This is a genomic window from Rufibacter glacialis (genome assembly GCF_008271745.1).
GTDB lineage: Bacteria > Bacteroidota > Bacteroidia > Cytophagales > Hymenobacteraceae > Nibribacter > Nibribacter glacialis.
In genome coordinates this window covers 1-18,462 of record NZ_VKKZ01000001.1, presented here as the reverse complement: position 1 = coordinate 18,462, position 18,462 = coordinate 1, and the positions used below count along the sequence as shown (strand labels likewise).

The window sequence follows — 18,462 nt, the reverse complement described above, 5'->3', positions numbered from 1 at the left end:
TTTTACGAAAAGGTTCGTATACTTGTCTACGAAAGAAGTCGTAGAGAGAAGCAGCGCCGAAACCATGGAAAACACAAGCCCCCTTAAACCCACCGAAACCGAACTGGAGATCTTGCAGATCCTGTGGCAGCACGGGCCCAGCACCGTCCGGTTTGTGAACGAAGAGCAGAACAAAGCCAAAGAGACCGGTTATACCACCACGCTCAAGCTGTTGCAGATCATGCACGAGAAGCAGTTGGTTTCCCGCGACGAGGAAAGCCGGTCACACGTGTACCAGGCCGCCGTCACCGAAGAAGAAACCCAGCAGCACCTGTTAGGCCGGTTCCTGGACACTACCTTCCGGGGCTCGGCCATGAAACTGGTCATGCAGGCCCTGGGCAACCACCGCACCACCCCAGATGAATTAAACCAAATCCGCCACCTTTTGAAAAAACTGGAAGATGACTCCCCAAACGCTGATTCATGAAATGTTCCCGCAGGCGGTCACTACTGCCTTGGGGTACACACTCCTGCACTCGCTGTGGCAGGGCGCTTTAATGGCCCTCCTCCTTGGGGTGCTCCTCCGCTTGATGCACCGGCACTCGGCGGCTACCCGCTACTGGGTGGCCTGGGGCGGTCTTATGGTGCTGCTGCTGGTTTCAGTAGTAACCTTCTATAAGCTATACCACCCAGCGGCGGTGCCCTCCTTAACCGCAGCGGTGCCGGCCCCGGCCGGGGAGTTGCAATGGCAGACCATTGTGCTGCAGACAGCCCCACCCACCCTCTGGGAGACTGTTCTGGCGCAAGGGCAGGCCTACTTCCACCAGCACCTGCCGGCGGTAGTGCTGCTGTGGCTCATGGGTATGTTGCTCATGGGGCTGCGGGTGCTGGGGGGCTGGGGGTATGTCCAGCGGCTGCGCTCATACCGTACCCATGAAGTGCCGCTGGTATGGCAGCAGAAAGTGCAGGAGCTTGCTCAAAAGCTGGGCATGCCCCGCCTGGTACGGGTAGCAGAGTCTGCCCTGGTGCAGGTGCCCATGGTGGTAGGCCATTTCAAACCGCTCATCCTGCTGCCCATAGGTGCCCTTGCCGGTCTGTCAACAGCGCAGGTAGAGGCCATTCTGGCCCATGAGCTGGCCCACGTGCACCGCCGCGACTATCTGCTTAACCTTTTACAGAGTCTGGTGGAAACGCTCTTTTTCTTTCACCCCGCCGTGTGGTGGATCTCAGACTGCGCCCGCACAGAACGGGAACACGCCTGCGATGACCTGGCCCTGGCCCTCTGCGGAGACTCCCTTACCTATGCTTACGCCCTAACTAACTTAGAAGAAGTGCTCATGAAAACGAATGTGCATCACCCCCGCCTGGCCATGGCCTTCTCTGGTCGCCGCCGGTCCTTGTTACACCGTATCAGCCGTCTGGTGCAGAAATCCACTAGCAGGCCCTCTTTCTCTGAAGGGTTCCTGGCCAGCTGCGCCGTCATTGCCGGAGTATTGGTTTTCTCGGTCAGCGCCCTGGCGAACTATCAGGAGTCAGCCCCAGCCGCCGCCGCACCATCGCTGCAGGAAAACCCCGTAGCAGAACCCGCCTCTGGGCTACCGGTAGCGCCACAGGAACAGCAGGCGCAAGAGCCGCAGAAAGAAGAACCACAGGAAGAAGACCTTTCTTTGCAGCAGCTGGAAGACGGCCTCATCATTGTGCAGAACAAGAAAGGCAAAGTAGTAGAGGTGTACGTGAACGGGCAGCGGGTGCCTAAAAGCGAGCTGGGTAAATACCAGTCAAGGATTGAGCAGCAGTTGGCCTCGGCTAAGAAAGGCAAAACCCTGCGCAACAAGGAGGAAGTAGAGATAGCCATGGAGCGTGTAGAAGCCTCTCTGGATAGAATAGAGGAGAACGAAGGAGGGAGAAGACGTGAAATAGTAAGCCGCCACGCGCCATTGCCTCCCTTGCCTCCGTTGCCGCGTTCACCACGTGCCCCCGGTAGAACCAGAGTAGCGCCGGTGCCACCCGTACCCCCGGTGCCGCCCGTTGCCCCACCAGCCAGCGACAAAGAAGGTAACAAGCGCTTTAAGCTGGAAATGAAGGAGTATGAAGCCCGTATGAAAGAATTTGAGCGCAGCATGGAAGACTTCAGCGCCCGCAGAATGGAGTATGAGGCCAGGGAGGAGTTCAGCCAGGAACGCCGTGCCGCAGACCAGGCCCGCCGGGCCGAAGAGCACAGCCGCCGCATGGCCGACCATGACCGTCGGCTTAAAGACCATGAGAAGCGCATGGCTGACCACGCCGTACGCATGAAGGAACACGACGCGCGCATGAAAAAGCATGATGCCATGATGCAGGAACTGCTGGCCGCGCTGGTGTCTGATGGCTTGATCAAATCCAAGGACGCGGACTATGATTTCAAACTGGACAAATCTGGCCTGTACGTAAATGACAAGAAGCAATCTGACGCGCTTTTTGAAAAGTACAAGAAAATCATTCAGACCACCACCGGTGATGACGTAGACCTGATCCTGAAGAAGAACGGGTCCAACTTCCGGATTCAGTCTAACCGTAATTCAGAGAAAGCGAAGTAGTAGTAACTGCTTGTTATACCCAACATGCCCTTCGGGTAGTTTCAGGCCCGCTTTTCAAAAAGCCCGCCGAAACCACCCGAAGGGCAGGCTGCTTTTCAATGGGCTCCTCTTCCAGCAGAGATTACCCTGGTGGTGTTTAAGGCCTGTTTTCCTGAAAAGGCTGCTTAAACAACCCTTGAAAGATGGATGCTTTGGAAACGGCTGTTCTCTGAAGGGGCAGGAAATGATTTCCCATGTTGGTCATGGCATTCTTAAGAATCACCTTCATGCTTTTCCTGGCAAGGCAATTACTCTATTTGTGGGTTGGCGGTAGGCTTACTTTTTCCGGATGGCTCTGATGCCCATGAAGGAAGGAAACTGGTTCAACTCCTGGAAATGTTTGGGGTCCAGCTTCTCGAATTCAGGGACTGGCTTTGGCTCTACCAGGGCATCCAGGTAAAAGCCGTTCTCTGTTAAGGGGGAAATGTACCCCATGAGCGGTCTTCTAAAGCTGTGCACTTCCACCGGCTTCCCGAAACCGTTCCAGGTGCATTTGACGGGTTCCACCTCAAAATACTTGGTTGACTGGAAGTAGGTGTAGTCATGGAACGGGTGTTCCAGGGAGAGGATCAGGTAGCCCTCTGGTTTCAAGACCCGGTGGAATTCCTGGATGGTGAGGGTCCAGTCGGGGATATAGTGGAGGGCCAGGGCGCAGAGGACAATATCAAAGGAGTTGTCTGCCAACTGGTCAAAGGGAGTGGCCAGGTCATGGACGAAGAACGTGCCCGCCCCTTGGTTCCGTTTTCGGGCTATTTCCACCATTTTAGGGCTAATGTCGAAGCCTGTCACGTGAGCTCCCTGCCCAAGCAGGATCTCTGCGTACTTGCCGGGCCCGCAGGCCGCGTCCAGAATGGCCTTCCCTTTCACCTCCGGGATCAACGCCAGGGTGCTGGGCCGGTCATAGTAGGCGTTGTGCGGCTTGTGGTCAATCAAGGCATTGTAGCTTTCAGCCAGCTCTTCATAGGCAGAAATGATCTTAGCTCTAGAATCGTTTTCCATGCGGTTGAGGCTGATGAAAGGTAACTTCTTCTGGCAGTTGGCAACAACTGGAGCAACGGCTTACTTCCGGGCTTCCAGCAGCTGTAGTTTCTTTCTGGTCTGCGGTACTTCCTTTAGCGCCAGGGCTTTTCTGAACGCTTCTATGGCTTTCTTTTTGTCTCCCCTTTCTACGTAATAGTCGCCCAGAGAGTCGTGGGCGTTGGAGCTGGCGGGGTAGAGGTCTACATTCAGCTTGAAAAAACGGTGGGCCTTGTCATACTGTTTGTTTTCCATAGAGATATAACCCAACGAGTTCACGGTGCCTTGCGGAGGCAGCACCGGATACTGCAGCAGGGCAGACACCGTGCGGTAATGGTGGGTGAGGTAGTCTGGAGTGAGGGTGGGATCATCCAGGTCTTTGTTTAGTTCATACGTTTTGAAGAGGAACCGCAGCGCGTCATACTGGGCCAGAAGCGGCACCGAGGAGTGGTTCTCTTCTGGGTAGAACTTCCAGGCCCAGGGCAAATTCCTGCTTTTCCTGAGGATTTCCCTGAACTGGAAGTTGTTGCGCACGTTGCCGTTGGCGTACACGGTGTCTTTGATCACCCGTACCGTGTCCATTCCTTTCTCCATGGTGTTAGACGCCGCATAGTAAAGGCTTTTACCGGCGTAGTCATTTTGCGTCAAGGCTTTCTGGGCTTGCTTCATGATGAGGTGGTTGTCCCACCACACGCTGGGGTCAATGGCCACGTAAGAGTGAAAGAGCGAAGGGTGGTTCACCAGCGCATGCAGCACCGTTAATCCACCCAGGGAATGGCCCACGAACATGCGGTAGGGCGCTGTATTGTACCGGGATTCCATGTACGGCATGAGCTCCTTCTGGAGGAAGGCGAGAAGTTTCTCCCCCTGGCCGGAGTTCTTGAAATCCGGGTCTACCATACCGTCACGGCTGAACATGGAACGGGTAGGGGTTAAGTCGCTTCCCCGGTCTTTGTTGAGGATACCTACCACAATCATCTTGGGCATCCTTCCAAGAGAACTTAGTTCTGCCACCATGCCCGTCATGAGATGGAAAAAGTCCTTGCCGTCCAGGAGGTACATGACCGGGTACCGTGTTTTATCTCCCGCCCCGGCAGATGCAGGCACATACACCCACACCTCCCGGTCCTCATTCAAGTGGGCAGAAGGGATCGTGTGAACCGTGCCTATGGTAACTTTTTTATCTGGTTCATTGACCGACTGACCAAAGCAAAAGGCGGGAAAAAGGAATAGCGCGTAAAAGAGTACTTTCATGTAAGGACTGGGTGTGGGATGGCTGCGTAACGCAACTAAGTTTGGGAAAGCAAGATACATGAAAATAGGAGGGTAACCTCTTGCCCTTCCGTGGCTATGTGTTTAGGTGGTAAGAAGTAACGATACAGGCCCAATTTTGCCAAAAGCCTGTGGTGCGCTTTCAGGGTAATAGGGTTTCTGTTTTTACGGCGTCATAATAGTAATTATCGCCTGCGTCTTTGAACTCACGCACCACCTGTAACCCTGATGAGAGCAATAATTCCCGGTATTTCGCTGCGCCCAGTGATCTGGAATATTGGTGTGTCATGACGTCTTTCCAGGCCGCTTTTCTAAAAGGAGCCGTAAACAAAAACTTCCCGCCGGGCTTCAGCGCTTTAGCTGCTTTCTGAATGGTCAAGGCCTGCGCCTCTTCTGACAGGAGAAAGATCAATCCCCAGGCCACAATGCCATCAAATTTGCGCTGAAAGAACGTAGAATCCTGCACCGGTTCGCAGGCAACAGGCATGTAGGGGAAATTCCGGAGGAAGGCTTCTGTCATGGTTGGAGAGGCATCAAGGCCGTACACGGTGAAGCCCTGATTAACCAATATTTTAGAAATGGGAATACCGGTTCCGCAGCCCAGGTCTAACACCATAGAACCTGCCTCTAACGTACGGGACCATTCCTGCACCTGCGAGGCGCCAATGCCATTTAGATCTTGTCCCCGGCCTGAAATAAAGCGGGCCGCAATCCCTTCATATCCGTTTGAGTTGTCCAAAGTTCTAAGGGTGATGAGGTGATTTTTGCCAGCATGCCACGACTTGTATGCAAAGCGGAGGAGGCCGTTGAACAAAGGCCGTTGGTGACAGAGTGTTAGTTTTTATTCTTTAATTCCATTTGGTATAAGTCAAAGTTCTTAGCCCAAAAGTCTTTTTCAACCTTAGTTAGCTTGAAACCCATCTTCTCGTAGAATCTGTACACCAGTTGGGTGGTTCTTACCACTATCAACTCAATCTCTTTCTTCTTATTCAAATGGTTGATGCGGTACTCCATTAATTTTCTGCCGACTCCTTTTCCTTGTGCCTCAGGTTTGATGATATCCCAGGAAATACGGGCAGTTTTTTCTTTAGGGAAGTAGTTGATTCCGCCTGCTCCAATGATTTCAGCGTTTTCTTCCACCACAAAGTAATCTTCTAGCTTGCTCTCCAGATATTCCTCTAAGTCTATTTGCTCTGATGGGTCGAAAAAGTCAGGAGTATTCAGTCTTAGAAGGGCAATCACCGCAGCCTTGTCATCTTGTTGGTATTTTCTTATTTCCACTTTGTTTTGATTAAGCTTTTAACCTCGGGTAAATGGCGGCGAAACCGTCTGCCGGCGTAGGATGGTTACATGCTAATTAGCTTGATTTTTTCGCCTAAGTTATAGATAAAAGTAAAAGTTTAGGATGCTTGTTGCCCCAATAAAAGTGATTTCTTTGGAATAGGATTGTTTCTTCTTTAAAGCAAATAGCACCTCTTCCTGGGGTTCTAATTCAAAGATGCCTTTTTAGCCTTCCCAAGCCAAAGGTGCCAATCTCATCAAGATAAGCCGAATGAGATGAGCCATGGTGCCTTTGATCTTTAGAGTTGTGTGATTTTCTGCTCGCTGCCATGGTGGTTGTTAATACAACTATATGACTGAAGAGGCAATCTCATTTTACAGGTGTTTTTCATATAAATGCCACTAAACATGAGCGTAGAAAGTACCCTTGGTTTTCTCCTGAGGTGCGGCAGTTCGGGAACCGTGCCCTTTCCATTATTTAGCTTTCTTTACCTGGCTGATTTTTTCCAGGTTGTTTTTGCTGCTCTTCAGCGTAGAGGCGTCGTTGGCGGAAGTGGCAAGGGCAATGGCTTTCAGAAACTGCTGCTCTGCCAGTTTTAATTTCCCCTGCTTCACGAAGGCTTCCCCGTAACTGTCAAACGCATTGGCTGACTGCGGATAGGTAAGCGTGTTATATTTGAAAAGCAGCAGGGCCAGGCCGATGTTGTCTGGATTATTGAGCTGCTGATAGGCCATGGTGTTGATCATGGATTCATTGAAGCCGGAATCCTTCAGCGCACCGGCCACCACGGCATCGGCTTTGGGATCTTTCCGTTGTTTCAGGTAGGTTGCTGCCTGCTTCAATTTCGCTTCCAGGGTGGCCATTTTCGCTTCGTGTTCCTGGCGCTTCTTCTCCTTGCTGGCGGCCTGTACCACCTGGTGGATCGCATTCACTACTAACTCCGGCTCTTCGCGGTGTATGTTGTGGCCGCTTCTGGAGGTAATGACATGAGCGCCGCTGGTAAACTGGCCGAAGAACTCGTTGTGCAGGGTACGCCATATGGCTACGCCTTTTGGCTCGTGCAGGAACAACTCAGGGTTGGCTCTCTTCTGAATTGAAGTGAGTACCACAGCAGGTACGGATGGCAGCTTTCCAAAATCAGGCAGCTCGGCTTTCTCGAATATTTGGTTGATGGCCTCATTTTCCTGTTTGAATTTGGTGGGCACAAAGCTGTTCTGCAGCTCCATGTCTTTTACTGCTTTGGCATAGTCTGCCTTTTTCAGCTCCTGCATCATTTTCTCATGGGCCGGGTCAACAAATACCAACCCCTTCACTTTGTCCGGATGTTTGGAGGCATAGGCGCGAATGATGAAGGCTCCGTAGGAATGGCCTACCAGGATGAAAGGTGCTTTCAGGCTCGCTTTCTCAAGGAGAGTTTCCAGGTCCTTAACCGCCTGCTCCAGGGTTTGTGGATTGGGATTAGGTTCTGAGTTGCCTGTTCCGGCTCTTGAGTACAGCAGCACCTGGTTTGTCTGCATCACCTCAGAGGCTACGTTACCCCATACCTTATAGGCTGTCCCGAAGCCCGATTCGAAGATGACGGTATATTCCCCGGCACCTGCCTTGATCATCTCCAGGGAGTGATCCCCTACATTTACCATTTGGGTTTGCTGTGCGTTGGCCAGGGTCAGGTTTACTAAGAAAGACAGCAGCAGGAAGGTTCTTTTGAGCATCATGGTTTTAGTGGTTCAGGCAAATGGATGGTTAGTTGGTTCTTAAATAAACCTATAGCAGAATGCTAATATTTTGAAGATGCTATATAGAGGGGATAGGTTGCCTGACAAGATTCTTTTTACCCGATTTTATTTAATTCCGGTAACATTTATTAAAAACAATTAAGTAGCAATCGCTTCATTCTAAGTAACTTCTCTACTTTAAAATCGTCCAAACGAAGAGGCCTTGCCCATTTTTCAGGTAGAGCCGTTAGGGATGGTGAGAATATGTTTACTCTTAACCCTTCTCCTGGTCAGTAGTATCTGTCAGGCCCAGGCTCCGGAAGAGAAGCCTGAGGAAAAACCTTACCTGAAGCTGGGTGGCGCGGTACGCTTCAACTATAACCTCTCTACCTGGAAAGAGGACCAACTGGAACGGGGTGGCGATTTCGGGTTTGATCTGTTTCGAATCAATGCCGAAGCCGAGTACAAAGGCATCAAGCTAAATGCTGAATTCCGCCACTACTCACAGGCCTTTGGGGGCTCATTCCTGAAGCAGGGTTGGTTCCAGCACGACTTCTCTGACCAATCCCAAGTGCAGGTGGGCCTGCAACAAGTGCCTTTCGGTATTCAGCAATACAACTCCAACAACTGGTTCTTTAACATCACCTACTACGTAGGCTTTGAAGATGACCATGACATGGGCGTGAAGTATATCCATGATTCGGGCCGTTGGCAGTGGCAGGCCGCCTATTACAAAAGCGCTGAGGAGTTTGTGTTTGCTTTAACAGATCCCAGCCCCAACCGCTATTCCTATGATGTTACCGGACGCAATAAGGAAAACAACCAACTCAACTTTAAGGGAATGCGGCGCTTGGGAGACAGCCTGGCCCATGAACTGGGGATTTCGCTGCAGGGCGGGTTGCTCTATAACCTGGACACGGAACGGAACGGTACCCGCTACGCCGGGGCAATCCACTATGAGCATAAAGCGATAGACAGTCCCTGGAACTTTAAGCTGCAGGCCATGCTCTACCGCTTTCATCCAAAATACGCCGCCGCATCTGATCCAGGCTTTATAGAAATGGGTGCCTATGGCGCCAATTATAACGTGGCCAGTAAGGGAGAAATTTACACGGCCAGCATCGCCTACCATATTCCTTTAGATACCCGCCTCGTACAAAGTATAGACATTTACAACAACTACGGCTTTTATCATAAACGGATAAGAGGTTACGAAAACACCCATATGGACGTACTGGGCGCTCTCTTTACCGCCGGTCCCATGTATATCTACACCGACGCAGCCTTCGGCTACAATCAGCCCTGGCTGGGCCCCGAATGGACAAATGCCCTGGCTGCAGGCACCCCCGATGACACCAAATGGCACATGCGCTTCAACATAAACATGGGGTATTATTTCTAACCTTATAAAACCACGATGTATGAGTAAAGTAAGAAGTGATACAAAGAAACCGTATGGCCTGGAGGTAAACGGTCCTGTGTTCTGGTCGTCCATCGTGTTCCTGGTGGTGAGCATAGCCCTGGTGCTTATTTTCAGGGAGGATGCGGAGGAGTTCTTCAGCGTCACCCAGGCAGCTGTTACCTCTAACATGGGCTGGCTTTTTATACTCAGCGTGAACATCTTCGTGGCTTACTGCCTGTTCATCGCTTTCAGCCGTTTTGGAAAAATAAGGTTGGGAGGCAAAGATGCCAAACCGGAGTTCACCACCTCGGCCTGGTTTTCCATGTTGTTCAGCGCTGGTATGGGCATTGGTCTACTGTTCTGGAGCATTGCAGAACCCATCAATCACTTCCAGACGCCTCCCTTGGGTGAACCTGGTACACCCGCCGCCGCCCGGCAGGCCATGAACTTCACGTTTCTGCACTGGGGGCTGCATGCCTGGGCTATCTATGCACTGGTGGCGTTGGCGCTGGGATACTTTACCTACAACCGGCAGCTGCCGCTCACCGTACGCTCAGCATTTTACCCTTTTCTGGGCGAGCGCATCTATGGGGTGGTGGGGCACGTGATTGATATTCTGGCTGTGATCGCAACGCTCTTTGGTTTGGCTACTTCGCTGGGGCTGGGGGTGCAACAGGTGGGTGCTGGGCTAAACCATGTGTTTCCTGCTATTGCAAACGATATCACCACCCAGATCATACTTATCGTGGTGATCACAGGCATTGCCACCATCTCGGTGATAACCGGGGTAGACAAAGGGGTGCGTATCCTGAGCGAGTGGAACATCCGTATTGCCCTGCTTGTACTTGTGGCTGTCATGGTGCTTGGCCCCACCGTTTTTATACTTGGCTCTTACGTACAGAACACCGGCTCTTACATTGGTAACTTCATGCAGCTCTCGTTCTGGAACGAAGCCTACTCCACCCGGAACTGGCAAGGTGCCTGGACGGTCTTTTACTGGGCCTGGTGGATCTCCTGGGCTCCATTCGTAGGTATTTTTATTGCGCGGGTTTCCAAAGGCAGAACGATAAAGGAGTTTATACTTGGTGTGCTCATTGCCCCATCGCTCCTCTGCTTTCTGTGGATGACGGCCTTCGGCAGCACCGCCCTTCGGGAAATCCTGAACGGCGACCCTACCATAGCCCAGGCCGTGGCAGCTGACATGTCCACCGCCTTGTTCGTGTTCTTTGAGCAACTGCCTTTTTCAACGGTGCTTTCTGTGATAGGCGTAATACTGGTAGCCGGCTTCTTTGTCACCTCCTCCGACTCCGGTTCTCTGGTAGTGGTTAGTCTGACCTCTGGCGGCAAGCTTGACCCTCCGGTTGGCATACGCGTCTTCTGGGCGTTGGCAGGCGGGGCTATCGCGGCGGTGCTTTTGATTGGCGGTGGCTTGCAGGCACTTCAAACAGCCGTTATCATTACGGGTCTGCCCTTTGCCATTATACTTCTGCTGATGTGTTTCAGCCTGTACCGGGGGCTATGCGAAGAGGCCGAGGAAGAAACCAGACTTGGAAAGGCCCAACAGCGCAAGGCTTACCAGCAACTGGTAGCCGAAATGCTGGCCAAGCGGGCCCGGAGACAGGATGTGAGAATAACTGAGACAGACAAGATGAATCCAGTACCGCCAAACCCAGATGCGCTATGATTACGATAGATGCCATGATGGTCTGCCTTGACCTGAGCGACGTGGACGAGAAACTCGTTGCTTTTTCCCGCTCCATCTGCGAGCGCCTGGAAGTCCGGAAAGTATACTTCGTGCACAACATCAGGCTGTATGAGCTGGGCGATGATTTCCAGGAGCTGATCGGGGAGGTGGACCTGCGCAAAGAAGTAGAAGGCAACATCACCGAGATAGTAGCGGAGCAATTCGGCAACATCACTGATCATGAAATATTGGTAAGAGAAGACCCTAACACCGAGGTGCTTCTGGCTGACCTGGTGAAACGCTACAATGTACAGCTGACGCTGCTGGGTAAGAAAATGAGCGACAAAGGCGCCGGAACCCTAGGCACCAAATTACTGCGTATCCTTCCCTGCAGCGTGCTGGTTTTTCCCGAAGCAGCCAGCTTCCACCTCCGGAAAGTACTTGTACCCATTGACTTCACAGACACAACTATACACATACTCCGGTTCAGCAAAGCGCTGGCAGATCAACTGCACCTGCAGCTGGAGATCATGCACGTATACCGGCTCCCTACCCAGTTTTTTCCCCTCATATCAGAAAAGGAGGCTGTTAGAAAAGCGGTGCAACTGGTAAATGGAAAATTCGCTGACCTGCAGAGGCGTTACCAGGAAATAGCCGGGGTGCCTTATGCCTTGGTGCGGGCGGCCAATAAAAGTATAGGAGAGCGCATTGCCCTGCACCTGGAAAAAGGCGGCCATGACCTGCTGGTGCTGGGCCTGCGAGGAAACAGTCCGCTGCCCATGCTAAACCTGGGCAGTGTACCAAGTGAGATCTATAGTTCTGACATCAATGTGCCGCTGTGGCTGGTATACGCTGAGGAGGCAGTGAGACGGTAGCAGGTATAGCCTACCTGTGAGATATGGACAACCAAAATTCATAACGGTACTTTGGGGTAATTAAAAACCTCAACCTCTTCGCCATTCTTCGTATGGAACAAGCGGCTTGGCCTGTTGCTTTGTGCTAGTTGGTGCGCCCGGGCAAGTGCATCTTCCTCCTCTTGGAAGGCCTCTAAAATAGTCTTGTCATGGTCCAGCACCTGCCACTGCCCTTTTTCCTCCTCCCAGGTAATACGAAAGGTACTCTCAGCTATGGGCCGGTTTCGGAGCAGGTCAAGTATGAACTTGCCGTCGCTGTAGCTGCCATCTGGGTAAGGCATTGGCAGTAGCGCAAAGAAGATGTAATACATAGAGAAGTACGTGAACTGGTACGTCATCATACCAGCCTCCACCCAGCCTTCTGTCACCAGGTGCATCACCGTAATGGCTGATGCCGCATTAAAGAGCACTCCCCCTGAAAAGACAAGGATTTTGGAAAAGCGGTGGTTACGCTTCAGATTATCAAAAGAGCATAGGCCGTACCAGAAATAGTACTTCCGAACTTCCAGCATGCCCAGACGAAAAAGCACCTTACCGGTGCCAACCGTCACTTTAATGTTTTTGCCGCCCATCAGCCAAGCGAAAAACACGTGGCCTGCCTCGTGCAGAAAGGAAATGACCGGAAGCACCACAAAGAAGGCCAGGAAGAACTGGGGTATATCCTTAAATCCAAACATTGTAATATAAATTACGGCAATTGGGAATGGAGGTGTGGTTTTGGTAGCTTATCTTTTAGATAAGAGGCGAAGACTCCTAGAAACAGATACTTTCTAAATATGCTTGGTGTCAACGGTGGAGGGTGTGCTTCTGGAACGGCAACCAGTGAGGCAGGAGCTTAAAGTTGGCGCTTGAATGTAAGGGGAAACCGGTTGCGCAATCCAAGCCTAATATGATAGGCGCTGTTTACTTGCTCTCCAGATATTTCCAATAGATCTTTTTGTTCGGTTGGGCCGAAAAAGGAAGGAGTATTCAATCTTAAAAGGGCAATCTCAGCAACCTTGTCATCTGGTTTGTGCTTTCTCATTTCCGCTTTGTGTGCAGTAATGCTTAAGGTCTGGTAAAAAGTAGTGCCGGTTGATTCATCAAGTGAATGACACCGGAGCACTTCATTCACCATTTCCCCAAACTAAGGTTAGCAGTAGGCAGTTGGTTCTACTTATCCAATATCTGTCCTTACCTCATATTCAATTTCATTGTCTTCTAGGTCCGCGATTTTAATAAAGTTAAGCCGCTCAAGAAGCTTTATTGCCTTGTCGTTTTGGTTGGTGGTGATGGCCCAAACCCGTTTCAGGCCAATGTCCTGCAGCCCAAAGTCTATCGCTAATTGCATGGCCTCTGTCATGAGGCCCAGACCCCTAAACTGAGGTAGCATCACGCAGCCAAGTTCACCTTCTCCTCTGTCAAGCCCTCTATAGTAGCCACAGGTTCCACTGATCGTGTTTGTCTCATTCACTATAATGCCCCAATGGATAGAGTTGCCGTCAAGATAATCCTGGTTGATTTTATCCTGCATCTCGGCCGCCTGTTCTATGGTTGTGGCCTGAATCGCATCATAGAATGAAATTTCAATCAGGTCTTTGATGTCTGAAGGCAGGATTTGCCGTAACGTGACTCTGTCACCAGGAATAGTTGGGAAGGTGTGATAGGGAGGTAGGTTCAATTCGTTTGTTCAATGGGTTGTCAATATGCACTGTTACGGTTAGAGAATTGCCGAAGTGGAGATTTTTTTAGCAAAAGTGTTAAATAGAAGTATTGCAGCTTTTTTTGTGCAAAAATTTTATAAAGCATGTCAGTTCCATTGCGGCAATACTTTGTTGTATGTAGTATTTTGTTATTCGTGTTTTTTAGTCTCCACAACAACCGCCACAACTACTACAAGAACTTCCACAGCTACTTCCGCTAGATGTCTCAGAATTTGAACCGCTGTTGTTTCTGTCAATGTAGCTTACTAATGGAACAAATGCAGTCGTCAAAACTGCCGAGCCTAATAAAAAGTATGTCCACTGCCAATTATTCTCAAGTTGTTGGGTCGGTAAAATTTCGTTTTTGTATATGTTAGGAATTATTGTAGTAGCCATTTGTTTGGTTAGCCGTTGTAAAAAAACAACAGTAATAACAGCTAAGAATATGGTCGCGATTACAATTTGAACTACAGGTTTTTCTCGGAATACTCCTGTTGAAATTCTTGTAAGTGCCAGCAATAAAAGAAATGCTAATACAGTAAAATTCGTGTAAAATAGTCGGCCAAATTTTTTAGACTTGTTGAAGTACTTTTTAAAAGCGTTAATACTGTTTGCAATGGTTCCGAAAATAGGTTTTGCTTCTAGCTTTATCAAAAGGCTTGGGTAAGATGTTCTACCCACTTCTGATAATACCGAAGTAACTTGAAGCTGAGCGTTGTTATTTGTCGTATAGCTTTTTACGAGTTCAATAGTGTTGTCAGAATTTACTTTTATTGTGCCGTTAGCAATAAGTTCGTTTACTGTTCCATTTACAACGTTAGAAAGTTTTTGTGTTTTTAAGTAAACTAGTTCAAAAGGTTGAAGATTGTAAACAAACGAAGTAGGTTCAAATTCAGAAGCGATATTTTTTAATTTGGCTCTGTTGTACATTTCAAGTGTCAACAGTGTAAGAGCTGTCAAAGCAATAAAGCCAAAGATGAAGAGAGGATTGTCAATGTGAATATAAATTGGCTTTAATAAAAAATAGGCAGGAACAGTTAAGCATATAAATGTCGATATTCCGAATATGATGAAAGTCCTTAGCTTGAATTTTGCTTTTTCAAGGTTAAGGCTTTCAAATATGTCGTTAAATGTCCAAATGTTTTTCGGCTGTTTGCCAAAATCTCTTTCATAAAACTTTATTGTTCGCTCTTTTGCCTGTCTAAATTTTTGAAGGTCTTCTTTATTGTGCGTTGATGGAATATGTTGGATTTGTTTGCCAATTATGTCGCAAAAGTTCTGATACGATTGCGTGAAAATTAGATGTTGATGCCAAACAACGTCTATGATTTCTGAAGGTGAAACCATAAAGTCAGAAGTCGCTGCCAAATACATAAACTTTTTGTATTCCAAAATGGCTTGGTCGGTAAATTCTTTTGGCCAAAAATTTTCGTTGGAAAGCCTTGTTGAAAATCCGTATTCGCTTGGCGGATTGTCAAAGTCGAAGGCTAATATTTTATTCCAAAGCTCTTGGTTCATTTTGTCTTGGAGGTTGTCTCTATATTATTACACCTAACGGACTTGTGAAAGCGGCGGCGGAGGCCGTCGGCCGTGGCTGGCGTTAATACAAGTCCGTTGGTGGCATTTTTTAATCTAGGGTTGTAACGCTTTCAAAATCCATTTTTGATTTTCTAGTATATATAATTTTCGATTGTGAAACCTCGTAGGTTTAAATTCCATGAATTCTATTCTTGTTGGCTTTATTGCATAACCACCCCAGTTATCTGGTCTTTTAGGCATATTACTGCCTAGGTTTTGGTCAATTTCATTATATTTTTCAAGAAGTTTGTTTATGTTTAAAAGCTCTTGTCCTTGGTTGCAAACAATGGAGACTATTTGGCTGTCTTTGTTTCTTTCTGAAAAATATTTGTCTGCAAGTGGTAGTGAAATATGAGTTGCCCTTCCTTGAATTCTTACTTGCCCTTCCTTGAATTCTTACTTGCCTTTCTGATTCAACCCACCAAAAAGTTAAAGCTACTTTGTTAATTTGGTTTATTTCAAGTCCTTTCCTTGAGTTTATTGGTCCAGTAACTACAAAACTATCATCAATAACTTCTTTCAAGGAGACAAATCTTGCATTGGGAAAACCGTCTAAGCCAACTGTCGATAAACAACAAGCGGTAGGGATTCTGACTTGTGTTAAATTCAGTTCTTCCTGGAGCCAGTTTTGAAAAATTATGAACGGGTTCACTGCCAGTCTGCTCGGTTTAAGATGAAACTGCTTTCTTGCTTTACAAAACCAACTTTAGGATAATATTCCATTGCTGTTGGAACAGATAAGAGCAAAACCATTGATTGTTCACCTACTTTATCTTTTGTTAGCTTTATTAAATGTCTACCAATGCCTGCCTTTTTGTATTCTTGTCTTATGGCAAGGTCTGCTAAATAACAACTCCAGACCCAATCAGTTATTGAACGGGAAACACCTACTAATAAGTCATTATGCCAAGCTGTGACAATAAGATTGGAGTTGTCAAACATTTTTTGAATGCGTTCTTTGTCATTTGTCGGGCGGGGCAAACCACAGTTATCATATAGCTCAATAATTTGATCTGCATTTGGCCTACTGTCGAAACTATATATTATGCTCATTTTATTCTAAGTGTTTATATGTATTTATGCTTCAGCTAACGGTTGGTATAAAAAACGTGCAAGGCCGTCGGCCGTAACATAACTTATGCACAATGTTGGCACAAGTGTTTTTTCTTAGTACTTAGCCCAGATTAATTTCATTTTTATTCCTGTCTGCTTCTCAAGTAGAGTTACAAATTCCGCATAGTTTACTTTGTTGTAGTCAGGATTGATTATTGTAACCTGATATTTAGAGAACCCTGCTTCAGTATTGTATTTCAGATTATTTAAACTTTCTTCTTTTTTGCAACATGGAGTGATAAAGTCCATATCCTCAAAGTCAGCTTTATGTGCTTTGGTCATTTCTTCCTGCCAAAGCTCAGATTCTATTATGCTTCCGCAATGTGAGCATGAGATTGTCTCAAGATTTACACCAGAATCCACAAACTCAATTCTGTTCTTCAGTTCAAAAGTAATTTCGTTTTCAGGGAAAGCATTGGTAATGTAATCCGCTATGACTTGAATCTTCTCTTCTGTAACTTCTAATCTATAGTCAATTGGAATTACTTTTAATTGAAAGCCGGAGAACAGTGAGTCTTCAGGTTTATAGGTAAACTTAATACCGTCTTCATTTGATGTCCTTTCCATCTGCATCTTCTCTTTACTTGCGGAGCAAGCTGATAAAATCTTTAATATGAGCAAGAATATAAGTGATTTTTTCATTCTTAACATTTGTGCCAACGGTTAGTGCACGAGGCGTGCAAGGCCGTCGGCCGAAGCGTGACTTTTATACGATGTTGTGGGGTTTTTATTTTTCTACTGCATAGTATTCTTCCAAAAAGTCACCCATTTCTGTTAATGGTCGTAAGTCCTCAATGAATTCTTCGCTTTCTTTTAGGTCGTAGAATTCATTTCCTGCTACTTTAGTTACGCAATCATATTCCCCTATAATGTTATCAAGCAACATTAGGCTACCATAACTGATGATATTCTCATTTTCATCAGTTAACCCTTCGTGGAATATCTGTATATATAACCGGTCGTCCTCAACAATAGGAAGGAACTTTAATTGGATTGGGTCAAGTTGGACTCCACTCACTTTTACAGTGATGTTTTTGATTTTCTCTTTTGGAACAGGTTGTCTGAACCCGATAAATTTCCAATGTTGAATAGATGGAGCATTTTCAATAAGATTTTTTACAGTGTCAAAGTTTTCTAAAATGCCATCGGCTGAAATAGTCATTAGGATGTTGTCGGCTGTTCCCTCAAACTCAACGGCTAATCCTCTTTTTATTTTTGAAAGTTCATTTAAAATAAGGTCGATGTAATCATGCTCTCCTTTAAGTATACTTCTTAGTTTTTCTTGGTTTTCTATAAACCAGCTCCAAAAAGCACCAACCATTTTTTCTTCAGAACCAGTTTCTAGTTTATCTACCATATTTTATATTATTTAAATGATCCACAACGGAGTAGTATAAACGAGGGCAAGGCCGTCGGCCGTAGCTGCCGTTTATACAATGTTAGGTGCAGCTTTTTTATAGTACATCATAATTTTTTCTTTAAGCTCTTCTTTATCCTTGATGAAGCTCAAGTGTCTTTTGTATCCTATAACTACATAGTTATTGTGGCGTAATACATAAGTATTTTCATTATACTCAACTGGTTCTGCTTGTAATATATTTTTAAGTCGGTCAAAGGAGGATTTGCCTTCACAGATAATAAGCTTTGGTTTAACGTCCTCAATTGTTTGCAGAACAAATTTCTTGGATAGATAATAGAGCTTATGCGTCTTGCCGTACTGGTCGAGTAATTTTTTTAGACTTTTCTCGTCAGTTGTAGCAAAAGGGAATTGGTTTATCTTAACTGCTTGTGAAAATTGTAATCCAAGTTCTAATTCCGTAAACACTTTTTTGGTCTGAGTCGCTAATAAGTACTTCTGTCCACTATATTCAAACTTTTCTAGTGGGTTTAGCCTTTTAACGTTCTTATTGTTGTACTTAGAGTAGCCTATTCCTGGGTTGATTCCAATAAACAATATTTCCGATTCTCTTAGCGGTGAGAAATAAAGCTGGATTCCTTTATATAATTTCTTCTCACCTTGTTCAAGCTCTTTATGCACATATTCAAACACCTGATTCATTTTTTATTATTTAAAGTTGCACCTAACTTCTATATAACTCCCCTAAGCGGCTTCCTTTTTCAGTTCAAAGAGCCTCCGCTCTAGGTATATTATCTTCGCCTGCCTGTACTTTTTCTGATAGGCAGTCAGCTCAACAGGGCTGAACTCCTG

At 47.2% G+C, this 18,462-nt stretch carries 20 protein-coding genes; 5 read left to right on the top strand and 15 right to left on the bottom strand.

The window, feature by feature from the left end:
* Positions 1–64 precede the first annotated feature (64 nt).
* Both FOE74_RS00095 and FOE74_RS00090 read left to right on the top strand, forming a co-directional pair.
* On the top strand, positions 65–466 hold the full coding sequence (locus FOE74_RS00095; RefSeq protein ID WP_149096578.1) for a BlaI/MecI/CopY family transcriptional regulator: 402 nt from the start codon (positions 65–67) through the stop codon (positions 464–466).
* Positions 441–2,555, top strand: a complete 2,115-nt coding sequence (locus tag FOE74_RS00090) for a M56 family metallopeptidase (protein WP_149096577.1) — start codon at positions 441–443, stop codon at positions 2,553–2,555. Before FOE74_RS00095 ends, FOE74_RS00090 begins: the two co-directional genes overlap by 26 nt.
* Before the next feature lie 315 nt (positions 2,556–2,870).
* Here FOE74_RS00090 and FOE74_RS00085 read toward each other — a convergent pair whose 3' ends face one another.
* The 5 genes from FOE74_RS00085 to FOE74_RS00065 form a co-directional block, all read right to left on the bottom strand.
* Positions 2,871–3,593: a class I SAM-dependent methyltransferase gene (locus tag FOE74_RS00085; protein WP_149096576.1), complete on the bottom strand. Its 723-nt coding sequence runs from the start codon at positions 3,591–3,593 to the stop codon at positions 2,871–2,873.
* A 60-nt stretch (positions 3,594–3,653) separates the two neighbouring features.
* Positions 3,654–4,865 (bottom strand): alpha/beta hydrolase-fold protein, encoded by a 1,212-nt coding sequence (locus FOE74_RS00080; RefSeq protein WP_188687119.1) that lies wholly within the window; start codon positions 4,863–4,865, stop codon positions 3,654–3,656.
* Positions 4,866–5,025: 160 nt separating this feature from the next.
* Positions 5,026–5,622 carry a class I SAM-dependent methyltransferase gene (locus FOE74_RS00075; RefSeq protein WP_149096574.1) on the bottom strand — a complete coding sequence of 199 codons (597 nt, stop codon included), beginning with the start codon at positions 5,620–5,622 and terminating at the stop codon, positions 5,026–5,028.
* Between the two features lie 95 nt (positions 5,623–5,717).
* A complete protein-coding gene (locus FOE74_RS00070) occupies positions 5,718–6,164 on the bottom strand; it encodes a GNAT family N-acetyltransferase (RefSeq protein ID WP_225840571.1) in 447 nt (148 codons plus the stop codon).
* Positions 6,165–6,638: 474 nt separating this feature from the next.
* Entirely contained in the window at positions 6,639–7,880 is a 1,242-nt protein-coding gene (locus FOE74_RS00065) for an alpha/beta fold hydrolase (protein WP_149096573.1), read from the bottom strand.
* Positions 7,881–8,133: 253 nt separating this feature from the next.
* On the opposite strand from FOE74_RS00065, the gene FOE74_RS00060 reads away from it, so the two are divergent.
* From FOE74_RS00060 to FOE74_RS00050, 3 genes are read left to right on the top strand one after another with little or no spacing between them, the layout of a single operon-like run.
* The gene (locus FOE74_RS00060) at positions 8,134–9,282 is read left to right on the top strand and encodes a hypothetical protein (RefSeq protein ID WP_188687117.1); all 1,149 of its coding nucleotides are present in this window, start codon (positions 8,134–8,136) and stop codon (positions 9,280–9,282) included.
* 19 nt (positions 9,283–9,301) lie between these two features.
* A complete protein-coding gene (locus tag FOE74_RS00055) occupies positions 9,302–10,966 on the top strand; it encodes a BCCT family transporter (protein WP_149096572.1) in 1,665 nt (554 codons plus the stop codon).
* Positions 10,963–11,841 (top strand): universal stress protein, encoded by an 879-nt coding sequence (locus FOE74_RS00050; RefSeq protein ID WP_149096571.1) that lies wholly within the window; start codon positions 10,963–10,965, stop codon positions 11,839–11,841. The genes FOE74_RS00055 and FOE74_RS00050 overlap by 4 nt, the downstream gene beginning before the upstream one ends.
* 38 nt (positions 11,842–11,879) lie before the next feature.
* Here the strand turns inward: FOE74_RS00050 and FOE74_RS00045 are convergent, their stop codons facing one another.
* The 10 genes from FOE74_RS00045 to FOE74_RS00005 all read right to left on the bottom strand — a co-directional run bounded on the left by FOE74_RS00045 (position 11,880) and on the right by FOE74_RS00005 (position 18,312).
* Entirely contained in the window at positions 11,880–12,557 is a 678-nt protein-coding gene (locus tag FOE74_RS00045) for a site-2 protease family protein (RefSeq protein ID WP_149096570.1), read from the bottom strand.
* Between the two features lie 158 nt (positions 12,558–12,715).
* Positions 12,716–12,997: a hypothetical protein gene (locus FOE74_RS00040; protein ID WP_149096569.1), complete on the bottom strand. Its 282-nt coding sequence runs from the start codon at positions 12,995–12,997 to the stop codon at positions 12,716–12,718.
* Positions 12,998–13,036: 39 nt separating this feature from the next.
* Positions 13,037–13,540: a GNAT family N-acetyltransferase gene (locus FOE74_RS00035; RefSeq protein WP_149096568.1), complete on the bottom strand. Its 504-nt coding sequence runs from the start codon at positions 13,538–13,540 to the stop codon at positions 13,037–13,039.
* A gap of 184 nt (positions 13,541–13,724) precedes the next feature.
* Positions 13,725–15,080, bottom strand: a complete 1,356-nt coding sequence (locus tag FOE74_RS00030; RefSeq protein ID WP_149096567.1) for a glycine-rich domain-containing protein — start codon at positions 15,078–15,080, stop codon at positions 13,725–13,727.
* 114 nt (positions 15,081–15,194) lie between these two features.
* Entirely contained in the window at positions 15,195–15,341 is a 147-nt protein-coding gene (locus tag FOE74_RS21655) for a pyridoxine 5'-phosphate oxidase C-terminal domain-containing protein (protein WP_225840568.1), read from the bottom strand.
* A 37-nt stretch (positions 15,342–15,378) separates the two neighbouring features.
* Entirely contained in the window at positions 15,379–15,792 is a 414-nt protein-coding gene (locus FOE74_RS21650) for a pyridoxamine 5'-phosphate oxidase family protein (protein ID WP_225840566.1), read from the bottom strand.
* Complete coding sequence (locus FOE74_RS00020; RefSeq protein ID WP_149096566.1) at positions 15,789–16,193, bottom strand: GNAT family N-acetyltransferase; 405 nt, start codon at positions 16,191–16,193, stop codon at positions 15,789–15,791. Before FOE74_RS00020 ends, FOE74_RS21650 begins: the two co-directional genes overlap by 4 nt.
* A 114-nt stretch (positions 16,194–16,307) precedes the next feature.
* Positions 16,308–16,895, bottom strand: coding sequence for a hypothetical protein (locus FOE74_RS00015; RefSeq protein WP_188687115.1), 588 nt, complete (start codon positions 16,893–16,895; stop codon positions 16,308–16,310).
* Between the two features lie 85 nt (positions 16,896–16,980).
* On the bottom strand, positions 16,981–17,610 hold the full coding sequence (locus FOE74_RS00010; protein WP_149096564.1) for a hypothetical protein: 630 nt from the start codon (positions 17,608–17,610) through the stop codon (positions 16,981–16,983).
* Positions 17,611–17,682: 72 nt separating this feature from the next.
* Positions 17,683–18,312: a hypothetical protein gene (locus tag FOE74_RS00005; RefSeq protein WP_149096563.1), complete on the bottom strand. Its 630-nt coding sequence runs from the start codon at positions 18,310–18,312 to the stop codon at positions 17,683–17,685.
* Positions 18,313–18,462: the final 150 nt, after the last annotated feature.

Coding starts and splice junctions, on each gene's coding strand:
- FOE74_RS00065 (WP_149096573.1), bottom strand. CDS start 7,880: ATGATGCTCAAAAGAACCTTCCTGCTGCTGTCTTTCTTAGTAAACCTG.
- FOE74_RS00055 (WP_149096572.1), top strand. CDS start 9,302: ATGAGTAAAGTAAGAAGTGATACAAAGAAACCGTATGGCCTGGAGGTA.
- FOE74_RS21655 (WP_225840568.1), bottom strand. CDS start 15,341: ATGCCTAAAAGACCAGATAACTGGGGTGGTTATGCAATAAAGCCAACA.
- FOE74_RS00080 (WP_188687119.1), bottom strand. CDS start 4,865: ATGAAAGTACTCTTTTACGCGCTATTCCTTTTTCCCGCCTTTTGCTTT.
- FOE74_RS00030 (WP_149096567.1), bottom strand. CDS start 15,080: ATGAACCAAGAGCTTTGGAATAAAATATTAGCCTTCGACTTTGACAAT.
- FOE74_RS00020 (WP_149096566.1), bottom strand. CDS start 16,193: ATGAGCATAATATATAGTTTCGACAGTAGGCCAAATGCAGATCAAATT.
- FOE74_RS00090 (WP_149096577.1), top strand. CDS start 441: ATGACTCCCCAAACGCTGATTCATGAAATGTTCCCGCAGGCGGTCACT.
- FOE74_RS00045 (WP_149096570.1), bottom strand. CDS start 12,557: ATGTTTGGATTTAAGGATATACCCCAGTTCTTCCTGGCCTTCTTTGTG.
- FOE74_RS00040 (WP_149096569.1), bottom strand. CDS start 12,997: ATGGTGAATGAAGTGCTCCGGTGTCATTCACTTGATGAATCAACCGGC.
- FOE74_RS00010 (WP_149096564.1), bottom strand. CDS start 17,610: ATGGTAGATAAACTAGAAACTGGTTCTGAAGAAAAAATGGTTGGTGCT.
- FOE74_RS00060 (WP_188687117.1), top strand. CDS start 8,134: ATGGTGAGAATATGTTTACTCTTAACCCTTCTCCTGGTCAGTAGTATC.
- FOE74_RS00050 (WP_149096571.1), top strand. CDS start 10,963: ATGATTACGATAGATGCCATGATGGTCTGCCTTGACCTGAGCGACGTG.
- FOE74_RS00095 (WP_149096578.1), top strand. CDS start 65: ATGGAAAACACAAGCCCCCTTAAACCCACCGAAACCGAACTGGAGATC.
- FOE74_RS00015 (WP_188687115.1), bottom strand. CDS start 16,895: ATGAAAAAATCACTTATATTCTTGCTCATATTAAAGATTTTATCAGCT.
- FOE74_RS00005 (WP_149096563.1), bottom strand. CDS start 18,312: ATGAATCAGGTGTTTGAATATGTGCATAAAGAGCTTGAACAAGGTGAG.
- FOE74_RS00085 (WP_149096576.1), bottom strand. CDS start 3,593: ATGGAAAACGATTCTAGAGCTAAGATCATTTCTGCCTATGAAGAGCTG.